The organism is Peribacillus sp. B65 (assembly GCF_058513295.1).
Genome location: NZ_CP195840.1, coordinates 5,397,007 through 5,419,952 on the forward strand (window position 1 = coordinate 5,397,007; position 22,946 = coordinate 5,419,952).

25 protein-coding genes and 2 pseudogenes are annotated in these 22,946 nt (G+C 36.0%); 21 read left to right on the forward strand and 6 right to left on the reverse strand.

The genetic code is table 11. The features are described from left to right. Positions 1 to 310: 310 nt before the first annotated feature. The gene (locus ACSR9O_RS26640; RefSeq protein ID WP_101225736.1) at positions 311 to 1,621 is read right to left on the reverse strand and encodes an MFS transporter; all 1,311 of its coding nucleotides are present in this window, start codon (positions 1,619 to 1,621) and stop codon (positions 311 to 313) included. 170 nt (positions 1,622 to 1,791) lie between these two features. Further along, complete coding sequence (locus ACSR9O_RS26645) at positions 1,792 to 2,556, reverse strand: MBL fold metallo-hydrolase (protein ID WP_491725367.1); 765 nt, start codon at positions 2,554 to 2,556, stop codon at positions 1,792 to 1,794. Positions 2,557 to 2,690: 134 nt separating this feature from the next. Here ACSR9O_RS26645 and ACSR9O_RS26650 point away from each other — a divergent pair, with 134 nt between their 5' ends. From ACSR9O_RS26650 to ACSR9O_RS26670, 5 genes are all read left to right on the forward strand, one after another. Continuing rightward, positions 2,691 to 3,098 carry an Lrp/AsnC family transcriptional regulator gene (locus ACSR9O_RS26650; protein ID WP_063575111.1) on the forward strand — a complete coding sequence of 136 codons (408 nt, stop codon included), beginning with the start codon at positions 2,691 to 2,693 and terminating at the stop codon, positions 3,096 to 3,098. Positions 3,099 to 3,668: 570 nt separating this feature from the next. Further along, positions 3,669 to 4,244 (forward strand): TetR/AcrR family transcriptional regulator, encoded by a 576-nt coding sequence (locus tag ACSR9O_RS26655; RefSeq protein WP_491725368.1) that lies wholly within the window; start codon positions 3,669 to 3,671, stop codon positions 4,242 to 4,244. Between the two features lie 109 nt (positions 4,245 to 4,353). Next, positions 4,354 to 5,220 (forward strand): alpha/beta fold hydrolase, encoded by an 867-nt coding sequence (locus tag ACSR9O_RS26660; protein ID WP_491725369.1) that lies wholly within the window; start codon positions 4,354 to 4,356, stop codon positions 5,218 to 5,220. Further along, positions 5,217 to 6,275, forward strand: a complete 1,059-nt coding sequence (locus ACSR9O_RS26665) for an alkene reductase (protein WP_260356670.1) — start codon at positions 5,217 to 5,219, stop codon at positions 6,273 to 6,275. The genes ACSR9O_RS26660 and ACSR9O_RS26665 overlap by 4 nt, the downstream gene beginning before the upstream one ends. Before the next feature lie 103 nt (positions 6,276 to 6,378). Then, a complete protein-coding gene (locus ACSR9O_RS26670; protein WP_491725370.1) occupies positions 6,379 to 7,371 on the forward strand; it encodes an NADP-dependent oxidoreductase in 993 nt (330 codons plus the stop codon). 149 nt (positions 7,372 to 7,520) lie between these two features. Here the strand turns inward: ACSR9O_RS26670 and ACSR9O_RS26675 are convergent, their stop codons facing one another. Next, on the reverse strand, positions 7,521 to 7,868 hold the full coding sequence (locus ACSR9O_RS26675; protein WP_491725517.1) for a winged helix-turn-helix transcriptional regulator: 348 nt from the start codon (positions 7,866 to 7,868) through the stop codon (positions 7,521 to 7,523). 140 nt (positions 7,869 to 8,008) lie between these two features. Between ACSR9O_RS26675 and ACSR9O_RS26680 the strand changes: the two genes are divergently transcribed. From ACSR9O_RS26680 to ACSR9O_RS26715, 8 genes and pseudogenes are all read left to right on the forward strand, one after another. Further along, complete coding sequence (locus ACSR9O_RS26680) at positions 8,009 to 8,593, forward strand: NAD(P)H-dependent oxidoreductase (RefSeq protein WP_491725371.1); 585 nt, start codon at positions 8,009 to 8,011, stop codon at positions 8,591 to 8,593. Positions 8,594 to 8,806: 213 nt separating this feature from the next. After that, positions 8,807 to 9,265: pseudogene (locus tag ACSR9O_RS26685) on the forward strand (PhzF family phenazine biosynthesis isomerase); the annotation flags it as partial. A gap of 400 nt (positions 9,266 to 9,665) precedes the next feature. Continuing rightward, complete coding sequence (locus ACSR9O_RS26690) at positions 9,666 to 9,899, forward strand: cyclase (protein WP_101226025.1); 234 nt, start codon at positions 9,666 to 9,668, stop codon at positions 9,897 to 9,899. A gap of 245 nt (positions 9,900 to 10,144) precedes the next feature. After that, a complete protein-coding gene (locus tag ACSR9O_RS26695; protein ID WP_101226024.1) occupies positions 10,145 to 10,531 on the forward strand; it encodes a DUF192 domain-containing protein in 387 nt (128 codons plus the stop codon). Positions 10,532 to 11,306: 775 nt separating this feature from the next. Continuing rightward, complete coding sequence (locus ACSR9O_RS26700) at positions 11,307 to 11,627, forward strand: CPBP family intramembrane glutamic endopeptidase (RefSeq protein ID WP_230178621.1); 321 nt, start codon at positions 11,307 to 11,309, stop codon at positions 11,625 to 11,627. A 228-nt stretch (positions 11,628 to 11,855) separates the two neighbouring features. Further along, positions 11,856 to 12,065: a hypothetical protein gene (locus tag ACSR9O_RS26705; protein WP_063235826.1), complete on the forward strand. Its 210-nt coding sequence runs from the start codon at positions 11,856 to 11,858 to the stop codon at positions 12,063 to 12,065. A 279-nt stretch (positions 12,066 to 12,344) separates the two neighbouring features. Beyond that, positions 12,345 to 12,989, forward strand: a complete 645-nt coding sequence (locus ACSR9O_RS26710; RefSeq protein ID WP_491725372.1) for a DUF4272 domain-containing protein — start codon at positions 12,345 to 12,347, stop codon at positions 12,987 to 12,989. Between the two features lie 500 nt (positions 12,990 to 13,489). Continuing rightward, positions 13,490 to 14,287, forward strand: coding sequence for a fumarylacetoacetate hydrolase family protein (locus ACSR9O_RS26715; protein WP_101226022.1), 798 nt, complete (start codon positions 13,490 to 13,492; stop codon positions 14,285 to 14,287). 355 nt (positions 14,288 to 14,642) lie between these two features. Here the strand turns inward: ACSR9O_RS26715 and ACSR9O_RS26720 are convergent. Both ACSR9O_RS26720 and ACSR9O_RS26725 read right to left on the reverse strand, forming a co-directional pair. After that, a pseudogene (locus ACSR9O_RS26720) lies at positions 14,643 to 14,831 on the reverse strand (TetR-like C-terminal domain-containing protein); the annotation flags it as partial. Positions 14,832 to 14,992: 161 nt separating this feature from the next. Then, positions 14,993 to 15,988 (reverse strand): zinc-dependent alcohol dehydrogenase family protein, encoded by a 996-nt coding sequence (locus ACSR9O_RS26725; protein ID WP_491725373.1) that lies wholly within the window; start codon positions 15,986 to 15,988, stop codon positions 14,993 to 14,995. A 331-nt stretch (positions 15,989 to 16,319) separates the two neighbouring features. Between ACSR9O_RS26725 and ACSR9O_RS26730 the strand changes: the two genes are divergently transcribed. The 7 genes from ACSR9O_RS26730 to ACSR9O_RS26760 all read left to right on the forward strand — a co-directional run bounded on the left by ACSR9O_RS26730 (position 16,320) and on the right by ACSR9O_RS26760 (position 20,373). Continuing rightward, a complete protein-coding gene (locus ACSR9O_RS26730) occupies positions 16,320 to 16,859 on the forward strand; it encodes a GNAT family N-acetyltransferase (protein ID WP_491725374.1) in 540 nt (179 codons plus the stop codon). Positions 16,860 to 17,067: 208 nt separating this feature from the next. Further along, positions 17,068 to 17,325, forward strand: a complete 258-nt coding sequence (locus ACSR9O_RS26735) for a hypothetical protein (RefSeq protein ID WP_101226019.1) — start codon at positions 17,068 to 17,070, stop codon at positions 17,323 to 17,325. A gap of 64 nt (positions 17,326 to 17,389) precedes the next feature. Beyond that, positions 17,390 to 17,872 carry a GNAT family N-acetyltransferase gene (locus ACSR9O_RS26740; protein ID WP_101226018.1) on the forward strand — a complete coding sequence of 161 codons (483 nt, stop codon included), beginning with the start codon at positions 17,390 to 17,392 and terminating at the stop codon, positions 17,870 to 17,872. A gap of 334 nt (positions 17,873 to 18,206) precedes the next feature. After that, positions 18,207 to 18,650, forward strand: coding sequence for a GNAT family N-acetyltransferase (locus tag ACSR9O_RS26745; protein ID WP_101226017.1), 444 nt, complete (start codon positions 18,207 to 18,209; stop codon positions 18,648 to 18,650). Positions 18,651 to 18,673: 23 nt separating this feature from the next. Further along, positions 18,674 to 19,204, forward strand: a complete 531-nt coding sequence (locus ACSR9O_RS26750) for a PepSY-associated TM helix domain-containing protein (RefSeq protein WP_157831178.1) — start codon at positions 18,674 to 18,676, stop codon at positions 19,202 to 19,204. A gap of 14 nt (positions 19,205 to 19,218) precedes the next feature. Beyond that, the gene (fosM, locus tag ACSR9O_RS26755) at positions 19,219 to 19,641 is read left to right on the forward strand and encodes a FosM family fosfomycin resistance protein (protein WP_101226015.1); all 423 of its coding nucleotides are present in this window, start codon (positions 19,219 to 19,221) and stop codon (positions 19,639 to 19,641) included. 36 nt (positions 19,642 to 19,677) lie between these two features. Further along, positions 19,678 to 20,373 carry an aspartate/glutamate racemase family protein gene (locus tag ACSR9O_RS26760; protein WP_491725375.1) on the forward strand — a complete coding sequence of 232 codons (696 nt, stop codon included), beginning with the start codon at positions 19,678 to 19,680 and terminating at the stop codon, positions 20,371 to 20,373. 181 nt (positions 20,374 to 20,554) lie between these two features. Here the strand turns inward: ACSR9O_RS26760 and ACSR9O_RS26765 are convergent, their stop codons facing one another. Then, positions 20,555 to 21,271 (reverse strand): DUF4386 domain-containing protein, encoded by a 717-nt coding sequence (locus ACSR9O_RS26765; protein ID WP_491725376.1) that lies wholly within the window; start codon positions 21,269 to 21,271, stop codon positions 20,555 to 20,557. A 534-nt stretch (positions 21,272 to 21,805) separates the two neighbouring features. Here ACSR9O_RS26765 and ACSR9O_RS26770 point away from each other — a divergent pair. Continuing rightward, the gene (locus ACSR9O_RS26770) at positions 21,806 to 22,420 is read left to right on the forward strand and encodes an undecaprenyl-diphosphatase (RefSeq protein WP_491725377.1); all 615 of its coding nucleotides are present in this window, start codon (positions 21,806 to 21,808) and stop codon (positions 22,418 to 22,420) included. Positions 22,421 to 22,946 lie beyond the last annotated feature (526 nt).

The window sequence follows — 22,946 nt, forward strand, 5'->3', positions numbered from 1 at the left end:
TAGCTGTCTTTAAGGCAGCTTTTTCTTATGGAACTATCGGGGCAGGTTAGTTCAACAAGAGATTCCATAAAACCTCATTAGGTTAAAGTAAACTAACATTCTGGAAACCCTTATAAATTAATATAAAGATTTTTTCTATCCATAAGATGTTTTGTTTTATATAAGTTACCTTCCTATATGAATAAAGGCAGCTTTCAATTTCTTGCTGAAAGCTGCCTTGTTAATTAGATTAATTGTAATTTACTTTATAGGGATATATCTACATTAGTCTAACTATTCAAGAAATAAAGTATTAATAAAAACTTTTCTATCATAGCTCTTTGTTTGGACTTTTCCGAGACCAAACAACTACAGGAATAAGCACTAGTGACAGAATGGCACCAGCAAGTGATAATGCTGCAAAACTAGAATGAGCGACTACCATTCCTGATACCCCCCCACCAGCTGCTCCTGACAGTGCAAATAGGACATCGACTGATCCTTGTGTTTTTGCACGCACAGATGGGTGTGTTGAATCTATAATGAGAGCAGTCCCACTTATTAAACCAAAGTTCCAGCCCAAACCTAGTAGTACCAACGCCAGGGTAAGCAGTGGCATTGAACCTACCGGTGCAAAAGCTGCCACCAATCCAGAGGCTAGGAGTGTAGCACCAGAAGCAACAGCCATAGTAATACGGCCAAGTTTATCTACCAGTATACCTGTCAATGGTGAAGGAAGGTACATAGCTGCTATATGGAAACCTATAACTAATCCTACTTCACCCAAACCATGACCATGATGTCCCATATGAATTGGTGTCATTGTCATAATGGCTGCCATGACAAATTGAGTCAAAATCATAATTACAGCCCCTACAACAACACCCTTTTTGTTTATGGTAGCATTCTTTAAATTTGTCCCTGTCTTTGCGGTATAGTCTTTTTTCTTAGCATTCGCAATAGCTGTAGACACAACCAAAGGGTCTGGACGAAGAAAAATTAAGATAAATAATCCGGCAATAATAAAAGCAGCTGCTGACAAGATAAAGGGGCCAGCCAAGGTTGGAAAACCAATTGAATCCGCAAATTCTCCCATTCTATTGACCAAGTTAGGACCAACTACAGCACCCAAGGTAGTGGAAACCATGGCCATGCTTGCAGCAGTTGCCCTTTGTTTATCTGTTGCAAGGTCTGTCCCTGCATATCGCGCTTGTAGATTAGACGCCGTACCAGCTCCATAAATAAAAAGAGAAATAAATAAAAGTGGGATGCTGTTGGTTAAAGCTGCAATTATAACACCAATAGCACCTACCCCACCTGCAAGGAAACCACCTGCAAGTCCTGCTCTGCGGCCAAAACGTTGCGAAGACCGGCCTATAAACAGGGCAGCTCCTGCAGAACCTAAAGTAAATAGGGCAGTTGGAATTCCTGCCGCATTTTCAGTCCCTAGCATGTCTTGTGCAAGAAGCGCTCCTACTGTTATACCGGCTCCAAGTCCTGCTCCCCCAAAGATTTGTGAAAGAATCAAAATTCTTAATGTTTTTTTATAAAGCTGTATTTGTCTTTCTGGTGAATCAATATATTCTTGCAACCATATAGGCTGGTGTGTTGAGGCATTTGTATCTTTTGCTGACATTGTCATGAACTTTACCTCCTAACGAAATATCCTTGTAGCTTTTCATGTTTGGATGTCATCCTTGGAACATTTCATATCGTCATTAGAAAAAGCTCATAATTAAATTTCGATAATTATGAGCTTCTTTTATTTCTTATTTTTAAATAGGAACGTGACACTATTTGTCGGTGTTCATATTAAAATTTGTAGGATTCACCATCTTCTGGTACTAACATATTACTTGAGAATCCTTTTTCATTACTAAAGTTTTTTAATTCTTCTCTAGATAGTGTCCAATGGTTAACAGCTTCCATATGAACAGAAATAACCTTAGCATTAGGAGCCGCCTTGTGTACTTCATAGATGTCTTCTTTTCCCATAATGAGAGAACCATATTCTATCAATTGATTATCTCCGCCATTGACAACAATAATATCTGGTTTATGGGTATCCAATACTTCCTGTACACCTTCATACCAGACTGTATCACCAGCTACGTACAATGTTTTTTCACTTGGATGTTTAAAGACAACGCCACATACTTCCCCCATACGCTTTAATAGTTCTTCTCCTCTTCCATGCTCGCCTCTTGTTTTAACTAATTGGATGCCTTCAAAGACAGTGTCCTTTGTTAATACCTCTACATTTTGGAACCCGGTATTTTGGACTTCCTTTGCATCTTCTTCATTTTGAACGAACATTTTAATATCTTTTGGTAATAGTCTTTGCGCTGCCTCGTCAAAATGGTCTAAATGTAAGTGAGTCACAATGACTGCATCAACTCCACTAATAATATCGTCAACAGAGGTTGGTAAACTCACTGAAGGATTGTTTTGGTCTTGCCTAATCGTACCAGGGAAAGATGGGTACGTACCTTTCTCTGCTAACATAGGATCAATTAAAAACTTTTTATTTGCATATTCTACAACTATCGTTGCATTTCGAATTTGTGTAATCTTCATCTTTACAACTCCCTTTCTTTTCATGTGTGTTTCCTAACAGTGTTAAGTGTATAATATGAGCAGCATTCAAATACACAGATAAATTAAAGTGTTTTAGGCGTTTGACTTTATTATTGAAAGGAGTTGACGTTCAGATGGATCAAACAGATAAGCGAATTATAGAGGAGTTATGTAGCAATAGCCGGATTACGATGAAAGAATTAGGGGAGAGAGTTCACTTAACAGGACCAGCAGCCGCAGCTAGAGTGGAGAAATTAGAGGACAATGGGGTTATTGAGGGATATAGCATTAAAGTAAATCAAGCGAAATTAGGGTGCTTTACGTATGCCTTTATCAATATCTATATAGAAGGTACCCACCATCAACCGTATCTCTCATTTATCCGAACAAAGGAGGGGTATGTCATCAATAATTATAAAATCAGTGGAGATAGCTGTTATCTTTTGGAGTGTAGGTTTCCAAGTAATGAAGCGTTAAATCAATTTTTATTAGAGTTAAACAAGTATGCAAACTATAAATTATCGATCGTTATAAGTAAGTAGGGCATGAATAAAAATGGGTATTTGTGAATAGTCACATTTAAACTATAGGGGGCTTGAATTGAACAACGAAGGTAGCTGCGGCACCTCTTTTTCTTATTCAAAAGTTAGTTTGTGAAGGATTGTACTTAAACTAACGGGTGCGTTAGCTGAAGATCGGAGCTGTCTTTAAGGCAGCTTTTTCTTTATGCAACTAAAGGGGCAGTTTGGTTGAGTAAGGACTCAGATGTTTTTTTCTAATTGCTGTTTCTTGTTTATTTGGTATGAGTGCACCTGTAAAAGAGTTTGATCCATTAATTGTACAGTGGAAGAAAACAATCCTGAAGAAACTAAACTAATAAAGAAATGCTTGGCGGTACCCCTAGGTGAAAGTTAAAGGATACATTGTGATATGTAGCAAATGTGTTGGAGATTATTGGGTAGTTATAATTCTTTACTAATCGTTCTAAAAAGGGTATTATTTAATCATGGTTTGAAATTCATATGTTTATTTTAGAACGTTCATTCTAAAATGGATTATGACGTTTGTTTTTGTTAGTATTGGTTCATGGATTTTTTTTAAGGAGAAATAAAATGGCTAGAAGTAAAGAGTTTGACGAAAAAGCAGTATTAAGAAAAGCAATGGAGCTTTTCTGGGCACAGGGTTATGAAAAAACATCCATGCAAGATTTGGTGGATCATATGGGGATACACCGCAGGAGTATATATGATACATTTGGTGACAAGCGTTCATTGTTTTTAGCTTCCCTTAATCACTATGAAGAGCTCATCGTCAATGAGATGGAAGGCATAATTAGTAGCACTTCATCCATCAAACAGACGATACGTGATGTTTTTATTTTCGTACTGAATTCCATTGAACAATACCCAAAAGGTTGTCTATCAGTAAATGCAGCCATTGAATTATCTTTGTTGGACAAAGAAATTGGACGCATAGTTACAAAAATGTTTAACCGTACTGAAGATATGTTTAATAACCTTATAAAACGGGGTCAGACTAGTGGAGAGCTATCAAAAGAAATCGATTCTGATATCACATCTCGTTTCTTACACAACAATTTGGTAGGTATAAGAGTACTAATAAAAACTAATTACAATAAAAAAGAATTAGAAGGCATCATCACTCTAGCACTTTCAGTGTTGGACTAGCTTTCTTTTTTTACCCTTTTTAGAACGTTCATTCTAAAATTAGCATGAAACAAACCATCATAATGATACTTATAAAATCGTTTTTTAATTTCTAAGGAGGAACACAAAAATGACAAACTTTAAAATACCAACAGAATCAGAATTTATTGAAGCAGATGGAACTCGTTACGCATATAGAAAATTTGGTACACAAGATGGTATACCAGTAGTATTTCTTGTTCACTTTAGAGGAACGATGGAAAACTGGGATCCAAACATGCTTGAACCTATTGCAAATACACGCCCAGTAATCTTATTTGACAATAAAGGGGTTGGTGAGACCGATGGACTAACGCCTACTACAATTGCTGATATGGCAAAAGATACAGCAACATTTATAAAAACTCTTGGATTAGAACAAGTTGATATTCTTGGTTTTTCCATTGGTGGCATGGTTGCACAAGAGCTAGCTTTACAAGAGGGAGATTTAGTAAGAAAAATTATTATGGCAGGTACTTCGCCTGAATCTGGTATTAATCCAAATCCAGAGATTTTTGAAAGAATGAATCGTCACGGCGGAACGGAAGAAGATGGAATAAATGATTTTATGTTCTTTTTCTACGGACAAACCGAAACAAGTAAATCTGCAGGAATGGCTTCACTACAAAGAATTTTTAATCAGAAAAAAGTAAACAGTTCAGAACAAGTAAAAGAGGCTCAATTACAAGCCATTGCAAAATGGGCTAAACAAAAATCCAATCATGATTATGAATGGTTACAAAACATCAAACACCCTGTACTTGTTACTAATGGTGTTAATGATGTGATGGTACCGACTAAAAACAGTTATATCTTAACAGAGAAATTACCCAAAGCACAGCTGATTATATATCCTGATTCTGGTCACGGGCACCTGTTTCAATTTCCAGAACTATTTGCAGAACACGTAAATTCATTCCTTGATTCTAATTCTTATCAAAAAGGAGTATTCAAATGAGCAGATTATTTGAAAAAGTTCGTATCGGAAACATTGACCTAAAAAATCGTATAGGAATGGCTCCGATGACTAGAAGTAGAGCTTTACCAGATGGTACGCCGAGCGATTTAGTAGCAGAGTACTATGGTCAGCGTGCTTCAGTCGGTTTAATTATAAGCGAAGGAACCCAACCTTCAGATGATGGGCAAGGTTACACTAATACACCTGGTATTTATACAGAAAATCATATTAAAGGGTGGAAAAAAGTAACTTCTAAAGTTCATAGTGAAGGCGGTCATATTTTTGTTCAGCTTATGCATGTGGGACGTGTATCACACCCTGATAACACACCTCACCACCGCCAAGCAGTTGCACCGTCAGCTATTGCACCTGGTGTAGAAATTTTCACGGCAGAAGGAATGAAAGATATTCCAACACCAAGAGAATTGAGTGAGCTTGAGATAAAAGATGTTATCAATGAGTTTCGTTTAGCAGCACGTTCAGCAATTGAAGCTGGTGCAGACGGAGTTGAAATTCACGGAGCGAATGGTTATCTTATCCAACAATTCCTTAGCGAAAACTCCAATCATCGTCAAGATGCATACGGTGGTACGATTGAGGGTCGTTCTCGATTCGCTATTGAAGTAGCTAAAGCAGTTGTTGATGAAATAGGAGCAGAAAGAACAGGCATCCGTTTTTCTCCTCAAGGAACACTGCAAGGCATTGATGAGGGGGAAAATAGCCTTGAGATGTATCGTTATTTAATAAGTGAATTAAATAAGCTTAACCTTGCATATCTGCATTTAATGCACTTTGGAAACGAGCAATTCCTAAAAGATGTGCGTCAACTTTGGGATCAATCACTTCTTGTTAACCGTCCAGGTCGTCCTCTAGATCAACTTTCGTCTGATGTTAATAATAATCTTGCAGATGTAGTCACAGTAGGCACTTGGGTACTAGCTAATCCAGACTTTGTAGAACGGATTCAATCAGGGGCTCCCCTAAACGAACCTGATAAAAACACGCTCTATGCAGGAGGAAAAGAAGGTTATACAGATTATCCTTTCTTAAAATAATTTATTTAATATGAATATCCCATCTAGGGATATTCATAATCTTTTTTCTTAGGTTCGTTATGAAAAGATACATGTGCGTTAAATAAAAATGTGGAGGATTGTAATGAAAGCTTTAGCAATTGAAACCTACGGTAAAAATCCAAATTTTTTAGACTTCCCTATGCCCAAAATAAATAATGACGAGGTCTTAGTTGAGATATATGCGGCAAGTATAAATCCTCTTGATACAAAAATTCGAAAAGGTGAATTAAAATTAATAATGAAATACAAGATGCCGTTAATTTTAGGAAACGATTTTTCTGGAAAAATTGTCGAAGTAGGTACTAGTGTCACGAAGTTTAAAGTCGGTGATGAGGTATATGGTCGACCTAGAGCAAATAAAATGGGAACTTTTACTGAATATATCTCTGTCAACCAAGAAGATATTGCATTAAAACCTAAAAATTTAAGTTTTGAAGAAGCCGCCTCCATCCCTCTAGTCGGATTGACATCCTACCAAGCTTTACATGATATTCTGCGAATTGAAAAAGGACATAAAATATTAATACATGCAGGATCAGGGGGAGTAGGAACATTTGCTATCCAACTTGCAAAACATATGGGTGCTTTTGTCGCAACTACAGCTAGTGATGGTAGTGATTTGGTAAAATCTCTTGGCGCTGACGAAGTTATTAATTACAAGACAGAAAAGTTCGAACATTCTATTCGTGACTACAACGCAGTTCTTGATACCATTGGGGGGGCGACGTTAGAGAAATCATTTGTAACATTAAAAAAAGGAGGAAAGATTGTTTCGATATCTGGAATCCCGAATGGTCGCTTTGCTAAAGAAAACGGATTTAGCTCATTAAAACAAACCTTATTTTCCATTGCAAGTTATAAACTTACGAAGCTAGAAAAAAAACATAATGTCCAATACACGTTTCTTTTTATGAAGCATAGTGGAGAGCAGTTGAAAATTTTAACAGAAATGTTAGAGTCAGAAGTAATTAAGCCTATACTCGATAAAGTTTTTATTTTCGAAGATGCCCAAAAAGCATTGGAGTACGCAGAGACAGGAAGAGCAAAGGGAAAAATAATACTTAAATTGAAATAATCAGTCTTATCTAACAAACCTTTCCTTAGGTAGAAAGTGTTTGTTTTTTTAACTTATCGAGGTTGCTAATAGAACTAACGGGGCAGGTTAGTTTAAGATAAACCATGCAAACATAATTAAAAAGAAAAAGCTAAAGATCAGTATAGGCTTTAGCTTTTTCTTAATTCCTTATATTTTTTCCCCCACTCGCCCATACTCTCTAGTATAGGAATAAAACTTTTCCCTAAAGATGTTAGCGAATATTCTACCTTTGGAGGAACTTCTTTATATACTTCTCTGTGAACCATTTGGTCTTCTTCCAATTCTCTCAACTGACGTGTCAGTATTCCTTTTGAAATATCAGGTAAAAGCCTTTGTAGTTCATTAAATCTTCTTGTCTGTCTGCTTAAATGCCATAAGATAATTATTTTCCATTTTCCTGCAATTATGTCTTGAGTTTCTGTAACTGGACAAACCTCTATTTGGTCCTCTGGAGGTTCACCGAACCTACTTCCAATACCTCTCTTTCTTGATGGTACTATTTTTGTGACTATGTTATAAAAAAGTGACTACTTTTAAAAAAACGCCTAACACTATAATATTAGATTACGATTAGTAATCAAATAAAAGGTTATTAAATATTTGGAGGTTATTTTAAATGAAACATCTTGTTGTTTATGCACATCCAAACCCTGAAAGCTTAAATCATTCTATCTTGGGAACAACAGTCAATACATTAAAGAAAAATGGTCACGAAGTTGTTGTCCGTGATTTATATGCACTTGATTTTCAACCTGTACTTAAACCAGAAGATACAGCAGCTATGAAAGTAGGAAAAACTCCTGATGATATTAAAATTGAACAAGAATTTATTGCTGAAGCAGACGTAATAACATTTATTTACCCTATTTGGTGGACAGGTCTTCCAGCTATTCTTAAAGGATATGTAGACCGAGTATTTGCATTTGGGTTTGCTTATTCTGCTGGACCAGAAGGTGAAATTAAGTTATTAGAAGGTAAAAAAGGTTTTATCATCAATACACATGGTACTCCTAATGAGCTTTACGATGAAATCGGTATGACAGCAGGTTTGAAAGTAACTTCTGATATTGGAATATGGGATTTTACTGGAATTGAACCTGTGGACCATTTACTGTTCGGAAGTATTGGATACCTTGATGAAGAAGCATATAAAGGTATGTTAAAGAAAGTTGAAGATACAATTAATTCCCATTTCGCATAAACACATACAAAAATAATAAAAGACTACTCATAATTGGGTAGTCTTTTATTATTTTTGAAAGGGTTCTTATTTCACTTATGGGTGCGTTAGTTCTTTAAGAGCTGTGACGATCACTCTTTTTCTTGTGGAGCTAACGGGGTAATATTTAATATAATAAGAATTATAGATAGTATAAAGGACCGGAAATTCACTATATTAAAGGTGGGAAAGGACATTGCAAGAAAGTACCGATTATATCAAATTGATTCATTTACGAAAGAAAAGTTATCGGGTAATCCTGCTGGCGTAATTACAAATGCAGAAGGTCTATCTTCGGGTGAGATGCAAAGGATTGCTAGAGAGCTTAACTATTCGGAAACGGCATTTATATTTAAATCAGACAATAGCGAATCTGATGTACATATTCGTTTTTTTACGCCAACTCATGAGGTGCCCATCTGTGGACATGCGACGATTGCTGCCCACTATGCTCGTGCAGTTGAAAATAGTTTAAATACAGGTAAAATTTATCATAAAACTGGTGCCGGCATTTTACCAGTCGATGTGATTAATGAAGATAATGATTACAAAATTATAATGACGCAGGGTAGTATAAGTTTTGGTGCGGTGATTGATGGTCTAGCTTTAGAAAACATATTTACAGCTTTCAATATCGCGGGAAATGCTGTAATCGTATTTAAGTCCGAGTTATTACTTGAATAGCCATTCAACGTGCGTTAGCTTGAGAGCGAAGCTGTCTTGTCTTAAGGCAGCTTTTTAATGGTTCAGATTAGCTTAATCTGGACCATATAAACATTATAGATTTTGTGCCCTTAATAAGCTTACAACTAACTCGAGGTTGAGTGAATAATTTCTTGTTACAAATACTATTAGTTTTCTTCTTTCAATAAGGAAGGTTGTTGAAGCAGCCTTTTTCTATAGCACTATCGGGGCAGCTTAGTTGAAGAAGGTAATTGTCTTTTTCGTCTAGAATATGTCTATTGAGAACTGTGGAGTTAAAAAACCTGTTTTGCCAAAAGGCTAATTTATCAATGCAATTGCAGTATCAATCAATATTTTAGGAGGGCTTCAAATGGATAAAAGAGTTCAATTTGACTTTGAAATAGAGTTTACTAATGGCGGTGGGCTTCAAGGGCAGGAATTCCGCCTTGATATTGATGGAGATGACATTACTGACCAAGAGTTAGCCAAGTATATTGTAGAGGATATGAGGTTACTAATGGTTGGGGAAGTTAAGATATTTAATAAAAAAATAATTAATGAAAAACATAAACGAAAACCTGTTGATGAGAACTCTGAAAAGTAATCGACTTCTTCAGCTAACAAGTGCGTTAGCTAAGATTGGAGCTGCCTTTAAGGCAGCTTTTTCTTATGCAATAAACGAGGTTGTTGAACAAACCTACATATATATTGTTGCAGTGTTTATTGAAAACGAAGAATTAAATTTAAAACCATAGAATAAGTATTAGATGGTAAAAGGGATTTCCTTAGTTATTTTTTCTTCTTTTGAATTTCTTTCCTGCTTATAAAACTACCCTAAGGTGAGTGAACATGAAAAATAGAATAAAAACAAAAATGATAAAAATACTCAGCGGAAACAGGGAAACTAGATTAACCGTTCAAGTTGCAGATACTCAAAGAAAAAGAGATAAGGGCTTAATGTTTGTTGGGAAATTACCCGAAAACGAGGGGATGTTATTTGTGTTTCCAGTAAAAATATATGGTGGCTTTTGGATGAAAAACACATTAATTCCTTTATCGATTGCTTTTCTTGATTCAGATGGGGAAATTCTAAAAATACTACATATGGAGCCTTGTAAAGAAGATATATGTCCTACCTATGATCCAGAAATTTCTTATCACTATGCAATTGAAGTGAATCTTGGCTGGTTTGAAAAGAATCAAATTAAAGAAGGGGATTATGTAAGATTTTATTGATATTCATCTCACCTTACCTCTAGTTTTAGTGGTGAGGTGATTTTTTAGGTAAAATTACTGAAAAAAGGGTGCGTTGGCTGAAGGTAGGAGCTGTCTTTAAGGCAGCTCTTTCTTATGCAGCTATTGGTCAGTTTATAGGAGTGCCATTTGATCTTTGTTCAAAGCTCTTTTCATAATGCTTATTGATTTTAAGTAACATGAGGGGTAATTTACTTTTTATGGTATTGTAAATACAGGGACTTATTCAGCTAAAGAGCAGTTATTACAAACGTTTATCTGAAACGATTGAATTGTGCTTTCTTAAGGGGGGATTAGCATAAATCGCTCACGGACAAATATGTTTCTCTTATTTTTGGCAATCCTATTTTTCGCAGGTATTATTCTTTTTTCATATAGGTTGTTTGTTTGGGGATTATTGCCACTCATATTCTTGTTTATTCTCTACATCTCACCTAATAAATACCGTTCATCAGTTTCTCTGTTCATTTTCTTCTTATTAGGTACATTGGTGTATCAACTCGGAAGCAGCTATATCAATGAATGGAACATATCCAAAGAAATGAAAATCATAATAAACAGATGTTTACTTATGTTCATTATGATTGGAACAATGATTTCACTATTGTTGTCTAAGCAGAAGATATTTTTCTACACACTATTACCAGATTGGCACAGGCGTATCACAATGCCGTTTCATACAATTAAATTACCGTATTTTTTACTTATTGGGCTAATGGTATCGAGCACATTACTTATACCATTATTTAGTCAAGAAATGAGCGATTTAAAAACAGTATTACTTTTCGGTATATTGTTTGCCATCATAAACGCTACACTTGAAGAAGTAATTTGGAGAGGTATTATGTTATCTAGTTTAAAAAGAAATGTTTCCACCTTTTATGCTGTCGTAATAACCAGTATCGGGTTCGGGCTACTACATATATCAATTGGAATTCCTGTATTAATAAGCTTACTTTTTTCTTTTGGGGGGCTTTTTTATGCAATCGTAGTTTTAAAGAGCGATAGTATATATCCATCCATAGTTTTTCACATTGTTATCAACTTGGGTATGGTTTTCAATGGATGGATAATTTGAACTTATCCCATACGGGTTCTTAATGAACTACCGGGTGCTTTAGCTGAAAAATCGGAGCTGTCTTTAAGGCAGCTTTTCCTTTTTGCAACTTCGGGGCAGATTAAGATATATCCATCTGTTTAATTGAGTGCTAGCTCATGTTATAATGAATAGCTTACGATAATTACTGTTTCTGAACGGATGCCAGAAAAGCCTCCGCATAGCGATAAAATATGGAGGTGTAAGAGAATGAATAAACAATGGACGATTGGTAAAATTAAAGAATTTGTTGAGAACAATTCGGAAAGTAAGTTGCTGACGACGGAATATCACGGTTTTTCTCAAAAGTTACTATTTAAATGTACATGTGGCAGCAACTTTGAAAAAACATTCAAGAAATTCAAAAATAATAACCAACGTAAATGTGATGTGTGCCAACCGCCTAAAGCGGCACGATAACATATAGTGAATAAACCGAAGTGCTAATTTCTATTAAAGAGAAGTTGGCACTATTTTTATTTTGAGAAATAAAAGTGGATTTCACTAAAGGGGAGTTTAGACGAATAATCCTTCTGGAACTACCGGGTGCTTTAACGGAAGATCGGAGCTGAAGCTTTTTCTTTGTGCAACTAAATACCCAGGAAAGTTGAGTAGCATGTTACAATAAAAGACGGTTTGCGGAAATTTTTTCTAATAATAATTTTAAAGAAGCGGGATCAGCTAATAGTGAGGTGCGGAATGAAAAGTTCGAAAAAGAGAAAAAAACAATCCGAAAAAATATTAAAGACCCTAAAGGTACCAATAAATAAACATTTACCCTTAACGGAAAATGAAGAAGAAGTTTCCCTTAGAACAAAGGAAGAAATTATAAACAGAATTATTTCATTAGCAATAGTCTCAGCAAAAGCCATGGAGGCTCCGCCAGAAAAAATTGAGGAATTTATTGAAAGGTATAATGCTAATGAATTATTCACAGAAGAGGAACAAAATTTTTTAAAGAAAAAACAACCTAATCAGAACGAGCTGATCCAATACTCTTGGAAGTTAGAATGTATTTGGCTTCTGCTTTGGTCTGTAAATCTAATATCCGATATAGATGTCCCAGCCGATACGTGCAATGCTGAATATGTTTTTGAGAAGGTTTTTTCTCTTCATTCTAAACAAGAGCTGCTTGGTGAATCCACTTTAAAACCAACCAGTGATATATTAGATAGTCTTGATTTTATATATAGGGCACATTGGGCGGTACGAGAAGCCCAAATAAATCATTTGGAAGTTGCATCATCTCTAGATGAAGGCGTTGTATATGAAAGGCACTACACTCTTAATTGGGTAGTGAATTATATGGATCAAGAATGGGAGGAAATAAGTACAGATACATAAAAGCTGCAATACATACTTTTTTGCTCCTATATCAGGGTTAAATGTGAAGTTATCCACTTAATCTAACAGGTAGGAAGGTTGCTCAGGCAGCCTTTTTCTTATGGCACTACGGAGGCAGGCTAGCTGAATAAGGGACGAATTACCAGTACAAAAGTTTTGATATTTTGAGATAATCAATAAGCACCAAGACTTTGATTTGTGCTTGGTTTTAGGTATGTATAAAATTAAGTGAACATTTCATGGGGAATGTATACTAGGTCTATCAATCGGAATATTTATGGCCTAAGGCAATACACAGATAAAATTACATATAAATTGTAGGTTCCATAAAATAAATAGTTAAATAACTTAAGCTTAATTAACTAAAGGTCGGTTTAGTTGAAGAGTGAGTCGCGACGAGAGCTCTTTTTTCACGTAAAAGAACAGGCATGTTATAGTATAGGAGAACCGGATTTTATATGATCTGTGGTAATCTTAATCATCAAAGGAGTTTATTCATAATGCATGTGCTACAAAAAACACAAAAAATAGTTCGCTATCAGAATCAACAGGGCAAAATACATTACGGTATTGTTGAGGATGACATGATATTACAACTGTCTAGCAGTTTTGCTGAACTTGTCAACAAGGAAATAAAGTATGACGGGGTCGAGCTGAAATATAGTGACGTGAAAATCTTGGAACCTGTAAAACCATCGAAAGTGGTTAATTTCGGCTGGACATATGCTGGTCATGCGAAGGAAACAGGTGGAGAGGCAAACCTTGTTGAACCATTTTTATTTTTAAAGCCATTATCTTCGCTTATTGCAGACAAGGAGAATATTATCCTTCCTCCAAACGAGCTATCCAACCAAGTGGAACTTGAAGGGGAAGTGGCCCTTGTCATTGGAAAGCGCGGAAAAAACATCAAAGAAGAAGATGCGCTTGATTATGTATTTGGTTGCACGATATTTAATGATGTCACAGCAAGAGATCTAACAAAAAAAGATCCGCAGTTTACGCGGGGCAAAGGATTTGATACATTCGGACCTTTGGGACCGTGCATCGTTACCGGGGTGGATCCTACAAATTTAAGGATTGTGACCACTTTAAACGGCCGTGTTGTCCAAGACGGAAATACCAATGAAATGTCACTAAGCATTCCTTTTCTAATCAGTTGGCTTTCACAGGTAATGACACTGGAGCCCGGTGACATTTTGGCTACGGGTTCACCATCTGGCAGCTGCACGATCAAGTCGGGGGATGAAGTCGTTGTTGAAGTCGAGAATATCGGTCGGTTATGTAATGGTGTCCAGTAAGATTTGCTGGAATTCCTAATAAGTTAACAAAGATCAGAGCTGCCTTTAAGGCAGCTTTTTCTTATGCATCGGGGCAGGTTAGTTGAAGAAGAAAGTTTGTTGCAAGGGAGAAAAAAATGATGAAAATAAAGAAAAAAACCGTTCAGTTTTCTGAACGTAAACACATTTTAGGTTTGTTAGAAAAATTAATATAAATTACGGTTTTTATACCAAAACCCACTAAAAATAAGCCAGTTAATTTTGGAAAATCTTCTGGGATTTTTTTACCCATTTTTTACGTACTCTAATAGATATACAAGAGTTAGTAACCATGATGCAGAGAGCAAAGGTTTAGTTGCATTTTATAAATGATTTATTAACTTTCTGCATTTAGCCCCCTATGGTGAAGCAAAGAGAATTGTTTCGCTAGAAAAGTTGGTGTATATGGCATATCATTTTGGAGCCACGAAACGATTGTACCTATTAAAGCTGAAGTTTCATACCATATCAATATATCTTCTTTTACGATTTCAGTTACATGGGATCGTCTCCCGCTTTCATCTATCCTAGTAACTAGGAACTAATTGAATTTTTCTTGAAGTATAGATCAGTGGAATGTTGAACTAGTGGATGTTTTACGGTAATAAAAAATAAAAGCAGACGAAACAGAGAGATCTATAGAAATTCTCTCTGTACCTCTGCTTTTGAATGAACATTAAAATAAAATCACCAATTATTTCTCAAAACAATTTTTCCCATCGCCTTGCCTGACTCCAAGTACTCATGGGCTTTTGAGACTTCTTCAAACGTAAACTTGTTTGGATCCACAAGCGGGCGCAGCTTACCTTCCTCAACCACACTGGCAACCTGCTTCAAAATTTCTCCATATTGCTTATGCATGTCCTTGTTTAATATCTTCAACAACATAAAGGTAACATGTAGGGAGAGCCCTTTTGAATGCACGGGGGAGAGGTCATGAGTGGAACGGGCAGCAATGGCTGCTACTGTTCCATGTACCGCGGCTGCCTCAAAAGAGCGATCAAGGTTTTCTCCGCCTACCGTGTCAAAAACAACGTCAAAACCTTTTCCGTCTGTATATTTTTGTACATAATCGTGAACGCTTTCTTCTCGATAATTAATAGTTACATCTGCACCAAGACGCGTGCCAATCTCCAGTTTCTCTTGCGAAGAGGCAGTTGTATAGACTGTTCCGCCTCCCCATTTGGCTAGCTGAATGGCAATGTGTCCTACACCCCCGGTGGCTGCATGGATCAGTATATTTTGTCCAGGGACAAGATTTGCCCGATTAAATAAAGCTTCCCATGCTGTAATGGAAACTAGTGGTAAAGCAGCGGCTTCTTCCATCGTCAAGTTTTTCGGCTTGTGAGCAAGTAAATCAGCATCTGCAAGCATGAACTCTGCAAGTGCACCGCCAGTCCCTTTAAAACCACCCGCGCATCCAAACACTTCATCGCCAACTTTAAACTCAGTCACTCCTTCACCCACTGCAGATACCAAACCTGCGACATCACCATGTAAAACGGCTGGGAACTCGGGGGAAACGGCTGGAACTGCACCAGCACGGACTTTCGTATCAATAGGATTTACACTTGAAGCCCTGACTTGAATAAGTACATGTCCAGGTTTTAGTTCGGGTTTTGAAATCTCTTCAAGCTGAAATACCGATGGATCACCAAAAGATTGAATAATTTGTGCTTTCACTTTAGTCACTCCTATTTATTTTTATGGGGAATGTTTCATTAATGCATAATGAAAAGTAAGAATATTTAGTCTTTGTTTGTAAAATCAATGATACTGTATCTACTATAAAATTAACAGTTACACACATTATTGTTTAATAGAATAAAATTTGTAATATAGTATACTGACTTTATAATTTGAACAGGTGCTATAAGGGAGTTGCATTGGCAACATAGTTGAAGAGTGCTCTTTGACCTTTATTCAACAATTAGGCCAGATAATTGATAAAGGAATTCTGGAATGATTGTAGAATCTTAGAACAAAGAGGTAGCTGTATAGTGGAGGTGTATTAATGGAGATAAGACCAGTAGAAAAAGAGGAATATAGTTTTATTGAAGACTTTGTATTTGAGATATTCAAAAATACCGCTTATTCAAATGGATTAGCTGAAAAAGCTTTGGTGAGAGAGATCCGGGAAAAACACTATTATATTCCAGAGCTTGATGTAGTTGTTGAGGAAGAAGGGGTGATTATAGGTCACTTTATCCTTTCAAAACTTCCAATTAGCGATGGGTATGAAAATGAAATATTGATGTTATCACCAGTTTCGGTGGCAATTAATAAACAACGTCAGGGTATTGGTACGTATATGTTGCAGGAAGGTATTAGATTAGCTGCTAAAATGGGGTTTAAGGGAATTATTGTTGAAGGAGATGATCGATACTATCAACGCTTTGGATTTAGAACTTCAACTGAATTCGGAATCTATGCGTCCAAGAAAAATCCTCCACCTTCTGTTGAGAATTTAATGGCTATGGAGTTGTGTGTAAATGGGATGGAAAATATCTCAGGTGAAGTAGATTATTCGATTTATAATGCATTGACACATTGACAGTCATATCGATACTGTACAAATTCAAGATTTTGAGGAAGTTAAGCCATGAATCGTGGGTTAATCAATCTTTCACTAAAGGGCGATTCTTTAATAAGAATCGTTTTTCTTTATGAACTAACAGGTGTTTACTTCATTACCAGGAGCTGATCAGCAGCTCCTTTTTTGATGCAATAATATGGTAAAATGAGTAAAAAGGAGGGGCAATATGAAAGTGGTTCTTCAAGCAATTATAGGTTCAATTTCCATTCATATAATCTATGTAGTCATTATGATGTTAGTCGGTTATATAAAAACAAAAAACTATAAACCGGATCTTGAGAATGCATGGGGGAAAGTAGAAAACCTTCAAAACGAGGTAGAGTTTGTGAGTGTTACGCCCCCTCATTCTTATGTTTTATCATTTTTAGGAGTTTCAATAATATGTGGAATTGTAATTTTATCGTATGAAAAGTTAATGAACTAACGGGGTATGTTAATTATTGAATGAATTTCTTGAAAAAGGTCTTAATCATTAAAGGAGGAGAAGGATGGAAATTCGTTCAGTGAAAGGGTCAGATTACTATGCCATATCTCCGCTAATCAATGAATGGTGGGGCGGAAGGCAAATGTCTGATATGCTACCGAAATTATTCTTTGATCATTTTACAAATACAAGTTTCATAGCCGAAAAGGAAGGGGAAATAGTCGGTTTCCTAATAGGGATTCTATCTCAATCTCAACCTGATGAGGCTTATATTCACTTTGTCGGAGTGCATCCCGAATACAGAAAAAATGATATCGGCAGACAGTTATATAATCAATTTTTCGATGTCGTTTATCAAAATGGCCGCAATGTTGTCCGTTGTGTAACGTCTCCGGTCAACAAATCTTCAATCGCCTATCATACTAAGATGGGATTTGAAATGGAAGAGGGAGATACATTCATTGATGGTGTTTCAGTCCACTCTGACTATGACGGACATAAACAAAATAGAGTTTTATTCATGAAACAGTTATCAAATTATTCTTAATGAACTAAGGTCGACCAGTAAAAATCCGGTTGACCTTTTTTATAGAATCCACTAAGGCAGGACTGTCAGCAAAAGCGTTTTTTATTCATTCTTAATGCTGCCTAGAATGCCTTGCAATACCTGCTTTTTGTAATATTTCTCTTTAGAACCTCATAAATTATCTAATCTGCGCATTGTATGCCCCCTTCATGATTGACTGGTTTTTTTTGTGATTTTCTGCTTCTTAGGCAGCTCTTCTTTTATGGTCCTATAGGGACAGGTTAGTTAAACAAGGATAAGATATAATTTGGATTAATATACAAAATTTTAATGAAAATAGAAGGGAAGCGTGAAAATGACAGAAATGGTACCGCTGACGTCGGAAAATTTGGAGCTATGTATCGATCTCTACATGAACGTTTTTAATCGTGAACCATGGAATGAAAGGTGGACATATGAAACGGCTAAAGAGAGACTTTCCGACTTATTGCATACGCCTAAATTTCTTGGCTTTTTATTTCATATTGATCACAATCCAGTTGGTTTCATTGCTGGAAATAGTAAGGTGTCTTATCAAGGTTTAACTTATTATTTGGCAGAGCTTTGTGTGAATAATGAAATGCAAGGCAAAGGGCATGGCTCAAAAATGCTTCGTTCTTTAGAAGCTGAACTGCAGAAGAGAGAGATTAAAAGTCTATATTTATTAACGGCTAATGACGGTCTTGCAGAAGCATTTTATCTGAAAAATGATTATGTTGTAAATGAAGATAGGGTGGTTATGAAGAAAATTTTATTTTGAAAAGTAGTCAAGGGGTGATGGATTTGTCGAAATCTGTAAAGCTGTATCAATTAAGCCGAAAAATACATAAATGGACTGGTTTGGTTTTATCTGTTTTTTTTATGTTCATCGCAGTCACAGGCCTAGTACTTGTTTATATGATACCACTCGGAGTGGCTGATGAGTTAAGGACGGGGAAAGAGGCGAGTCCAGCTCAAGCGATACCTATGGAGAAGGTCGTGTCCATTGCTACGTCTCAGGATCTTCCAGGTGCGGACTCGGTTGAAGATATATTTAGAATTGAATATAGACCAAGTGCAAATGTGTACCAGGTTCGCTTTAATAACGGACAAGGTGTTCAAATAGATGTAAGTACAGGAAAAGTGTTATCCACTAATCCAGATTACTCGACTTTCCTGATTACTTTGCATGATGGATCCTTCTTTGGCGATTGGTATAGATACAGTATCCTCACAATGACCGGTTTATCCTTAATCCTGCTGTCATTTTCCGGGTATTACATGTTCGGGTATCCTCTCTATAAGCGTCTAATGGCGAATAAAAGGCAATCTTAATATGAGGTGGTTATGTGTCTATAAAAGGTTTGAATCACTTTTTATTTTCAGTTTCTGATTTAGAGAGTTCCATAGAATTTTATCAAAAGGTTTTTGATGCGAAATTATTAGTTAAGGGGAGAAACACTGCCTATTTTGATTTGAATGGAATGTGGCTTGCCCTGAATGCAGAAAAAGATATTCCCCGTAATGAAATAAGCCAATCATACACCCATATCGCTTTTTCCATAGAAGAAGCTGACTTTATGAACATGTACGAGAAACTAAAGCTATTGAATGTAAATATCCTGTCAGGTCGTCCAAGAGATGAAAAAGATAAGAAATCCATTTATTTCACTGATCCTGATGGTCATAAGTTTGAGTTTCATACAGGTACTTTACAAAATAGAATAGATTACTACAAACAAGAGAAAGCACATATGGAGTTTTTCGACTGATAAGTAAGCTATCTTCAGATGAAAAGGGGAATGTTCATGAAAACTATTGGCCTTATTGGCGGCATGAGCTGGGAGTCATCGTTAGAATATTATCGAATCATTAACGAAGAAGTAAAAGCCAAATTGGGAGGATTGCATTCAGCCAAGTGCATTTTATATAGCGTGGACTTTGAGGAAATCGAACGCTGCCAAGCTGAAGGGGATTGGGAAAGCTCCGGTAAATTATTAGGCGATGTGGCTCTGTCTTTGGAAAAGGCAGGAGCAGAAATGATTGTAATTTGTACAAATACGATGCATAAAGTGATTGAATATATTGAAGAAAAAGTCAGTTTACCGATTTTACACATTGCTGATTCAACGGCAAAACAAATTCAAATGTCCAAAATCAGTACGGTTGGTTTACTTGGCACTAAATATACGATGGAGCAAGACTTTTATAAAACACGAATTAAGTCTAATGGTATCAAGGTTTTGATACCAAACGATGAGGATATAAAAGTCATCAATAAAGTAATTTATGAAGAATTATGTTTAGGGGAAATTCAACACTCATCAAGGGATTATTACAAAAAGGTAATCAAGGGGTTAATTGATGATGGAGCGGAAGGAATAATACTAGGCTGCACAGAAATTGGATTACTAATAAAACCAGAGGATTCAGAAGTGCCATTATTTAATACGGCTGTAATACATGCCATTGATGCCGTTAATATGTCATTAGAAAAATGTTAGACACGGTAATAAGGAAGTTTGCAGCAGCCTTTTTGTTTTGCAACTAATGGGGCAGATTATGTAAATATTAGGTAAAAAGACGTTTGGAAATTCTTCCAAACGTCTTTTATTTAATTAGCATTAACTCTAAAGGTAAGAAACGACTCTCCTTTAAGTTCAGATGATTAAATGGTGGTTGCCATCAGCTCTCGTTCGTTTTCTTGTATGCAGACATGGAAGCATACGCAGATTCATTGAACCCTTTAACGATGAGCCAAACTGCTAAAATCATTTCATTAGCTGCTACTGGCAGTGCCAAAATAGCACCCCAAACAGAAATTTGTTGAATTACACCGAACATTACTAACAGGGCACAAATAAAAACAAGGGTTGCCCCGGTCATACCTAAGACCGGGATAAACCTGGGTACGAGCTTGGTTTTATAAAATATATAACTGTACATCATCGTGTTTATACCCAGCAGGAAGAGGGGACCAAGCATAAATGTCCAGTCATGTACTGCTTTTAATACTATACCTGAAGTTTGAAAAGATACGGTATCCGGGGCACCTGCTGCTACAAATTCTCGGCTTAAGGTCAACAGGGATAGTACGCTGATTACACCAATAGTGATGACAATCGCTTCAAGAAACCTGAAGCAAACATGCCAAAGAGCTATAGTTTCATTATACCTTCTTAAAATTGGAAACATTGTAGTTGCAGTACCAATCGCTGAAGCGACAAGAATTAATTCCATAAGCGCTCCAAGTGTCACCAGGTTGGCATGGTCAGACCCATTAATCAGATAATCCGGACCATTTAGGATAGGCTTGTATAAAATTAGACCTAATATTGCTGTAACTGCTGCAAGTATGAACAGAACCCCTACAATTATTGCGCTCTTTTTGGTAGTATTCATTTGTTCATCTCCCTTTTTAATGTATGGCGATAAGACTAATAACCGTTGGGTTACAAACAAATTTAATACTTCACTACTTGTTATTTATCATATTACTGAGCTTATTCCAATTATTACTCTATTAGAAAAATAGGCAGCTAATCGTAGCATTTCTGTTTTAACGTCATTACTGTTGTCAAAGTTATCATTTACAAAACCCTTATCTCAACTGTCGGCTACAGCTTAACTCCCAAAAGAAAGTCAATAACATTTGTATGTACATTCTTTAGAAGTGAAAGGAAAAGAAACGCTAATCAAAGCCCCCTTATCGAATAAGGGGTTCTGTTGTCATCAGACAAATGGGAATGAACGATTTTTTTATCTACAAGATGAACCATATTTGTATTTGAGGATTGAAATACATTCATTCTGAAAGTTGATGATGGACTTTCTGTCTGAAAGATGTAAAATATAGGTTTAATTGAAGTTCATCTTATTTACATAATGGATCTTAATAAAGGTTAAAGTGAAAAAACAATCAGGAGGAATTTTTCAATGGCTTTGTCCGAAATGAATAGTAAATTGTTTAGAATGATTAATGATCTAGGTAAACAATACCCCGATTTAAATCCATTTTTTGTATTCATAGCTGAATACATGATTTTTATCTTAGTATTGGCAGTCCTGATGTTTTTGTTTTCTCGAAGAAATAAAAATAGAATCATGGTAATCTGTGCATTTATTACACTAGTTATCTCGGAAATATTGGCCAAAATAGCAGGGCAGTTCCACTCGAATTATCAACCATTTGCTGAGTTGCCCAACGTTAATAAGTTAGTTGAAAAAGCAGTCAATAATTCCTTTCCAAGTGACCATACGATTATATTTTTTTCATTTTGTATAACCTTCTGGTTGTTCAAAAAGGGTTGGGGGTTTTTATGGGGAATTTTGGCTGTCTTTGTAGGTATTTCGCGAATTTGGGTAGGTGTCCATTATCCAGCAGATGTTCTTGTCGGAGCTATCATCAGTATCATTTCAGCCACGATCGTTTACAAAATTGTTCTTAAGTTAAGTCTTACTAAGAAATTTTTAGGAAATCAAGTAGAGGGCGAACAGTCCATTCTATCTGCCCTTTCCAAACAAAAGAAAGGTAAGTCAAAGGACTTTTAAAAAAGAGTTACCTAATATACTATTAAAATCATTGCTTCATTACAATTGTTGATATAAATATTATTTCAAGAACCAAGCAGGGCAGAAAATGATGTATTTATCAAAAGAAAAACATTTTGATGTTCTTCTTGAAATGTATGAATTATTAGACATTAAGTTTTAAATTAACCATTCTTCGACTGATCCGGATAGTTTAACAAAGGGTTGCTGCGGCAACCTTTTTCTTTGGAACTAAAGGGGCAGATTAGTGGAATAAAAAGTGAATTAATCCATTATTATCTATATTATGTTAACTGCATAAATCAGTTGTACAGAGATAATAAAGTTGTTTAATTTGCAATTATTTTAAGGTAATGAAATTAAATATCAAATAGAGGAAATATCTTCCTGATAGTCGAATATTAGCCTAGAACCATAATTAACTATTCCGATGAGGAGGATTCTTGTGCGTCCACGACCATTATCTATTGAAAATCCAGAGTATGATAGGTATGTTAGTCTTGTGCCAGATGGAGATATTGAAGAT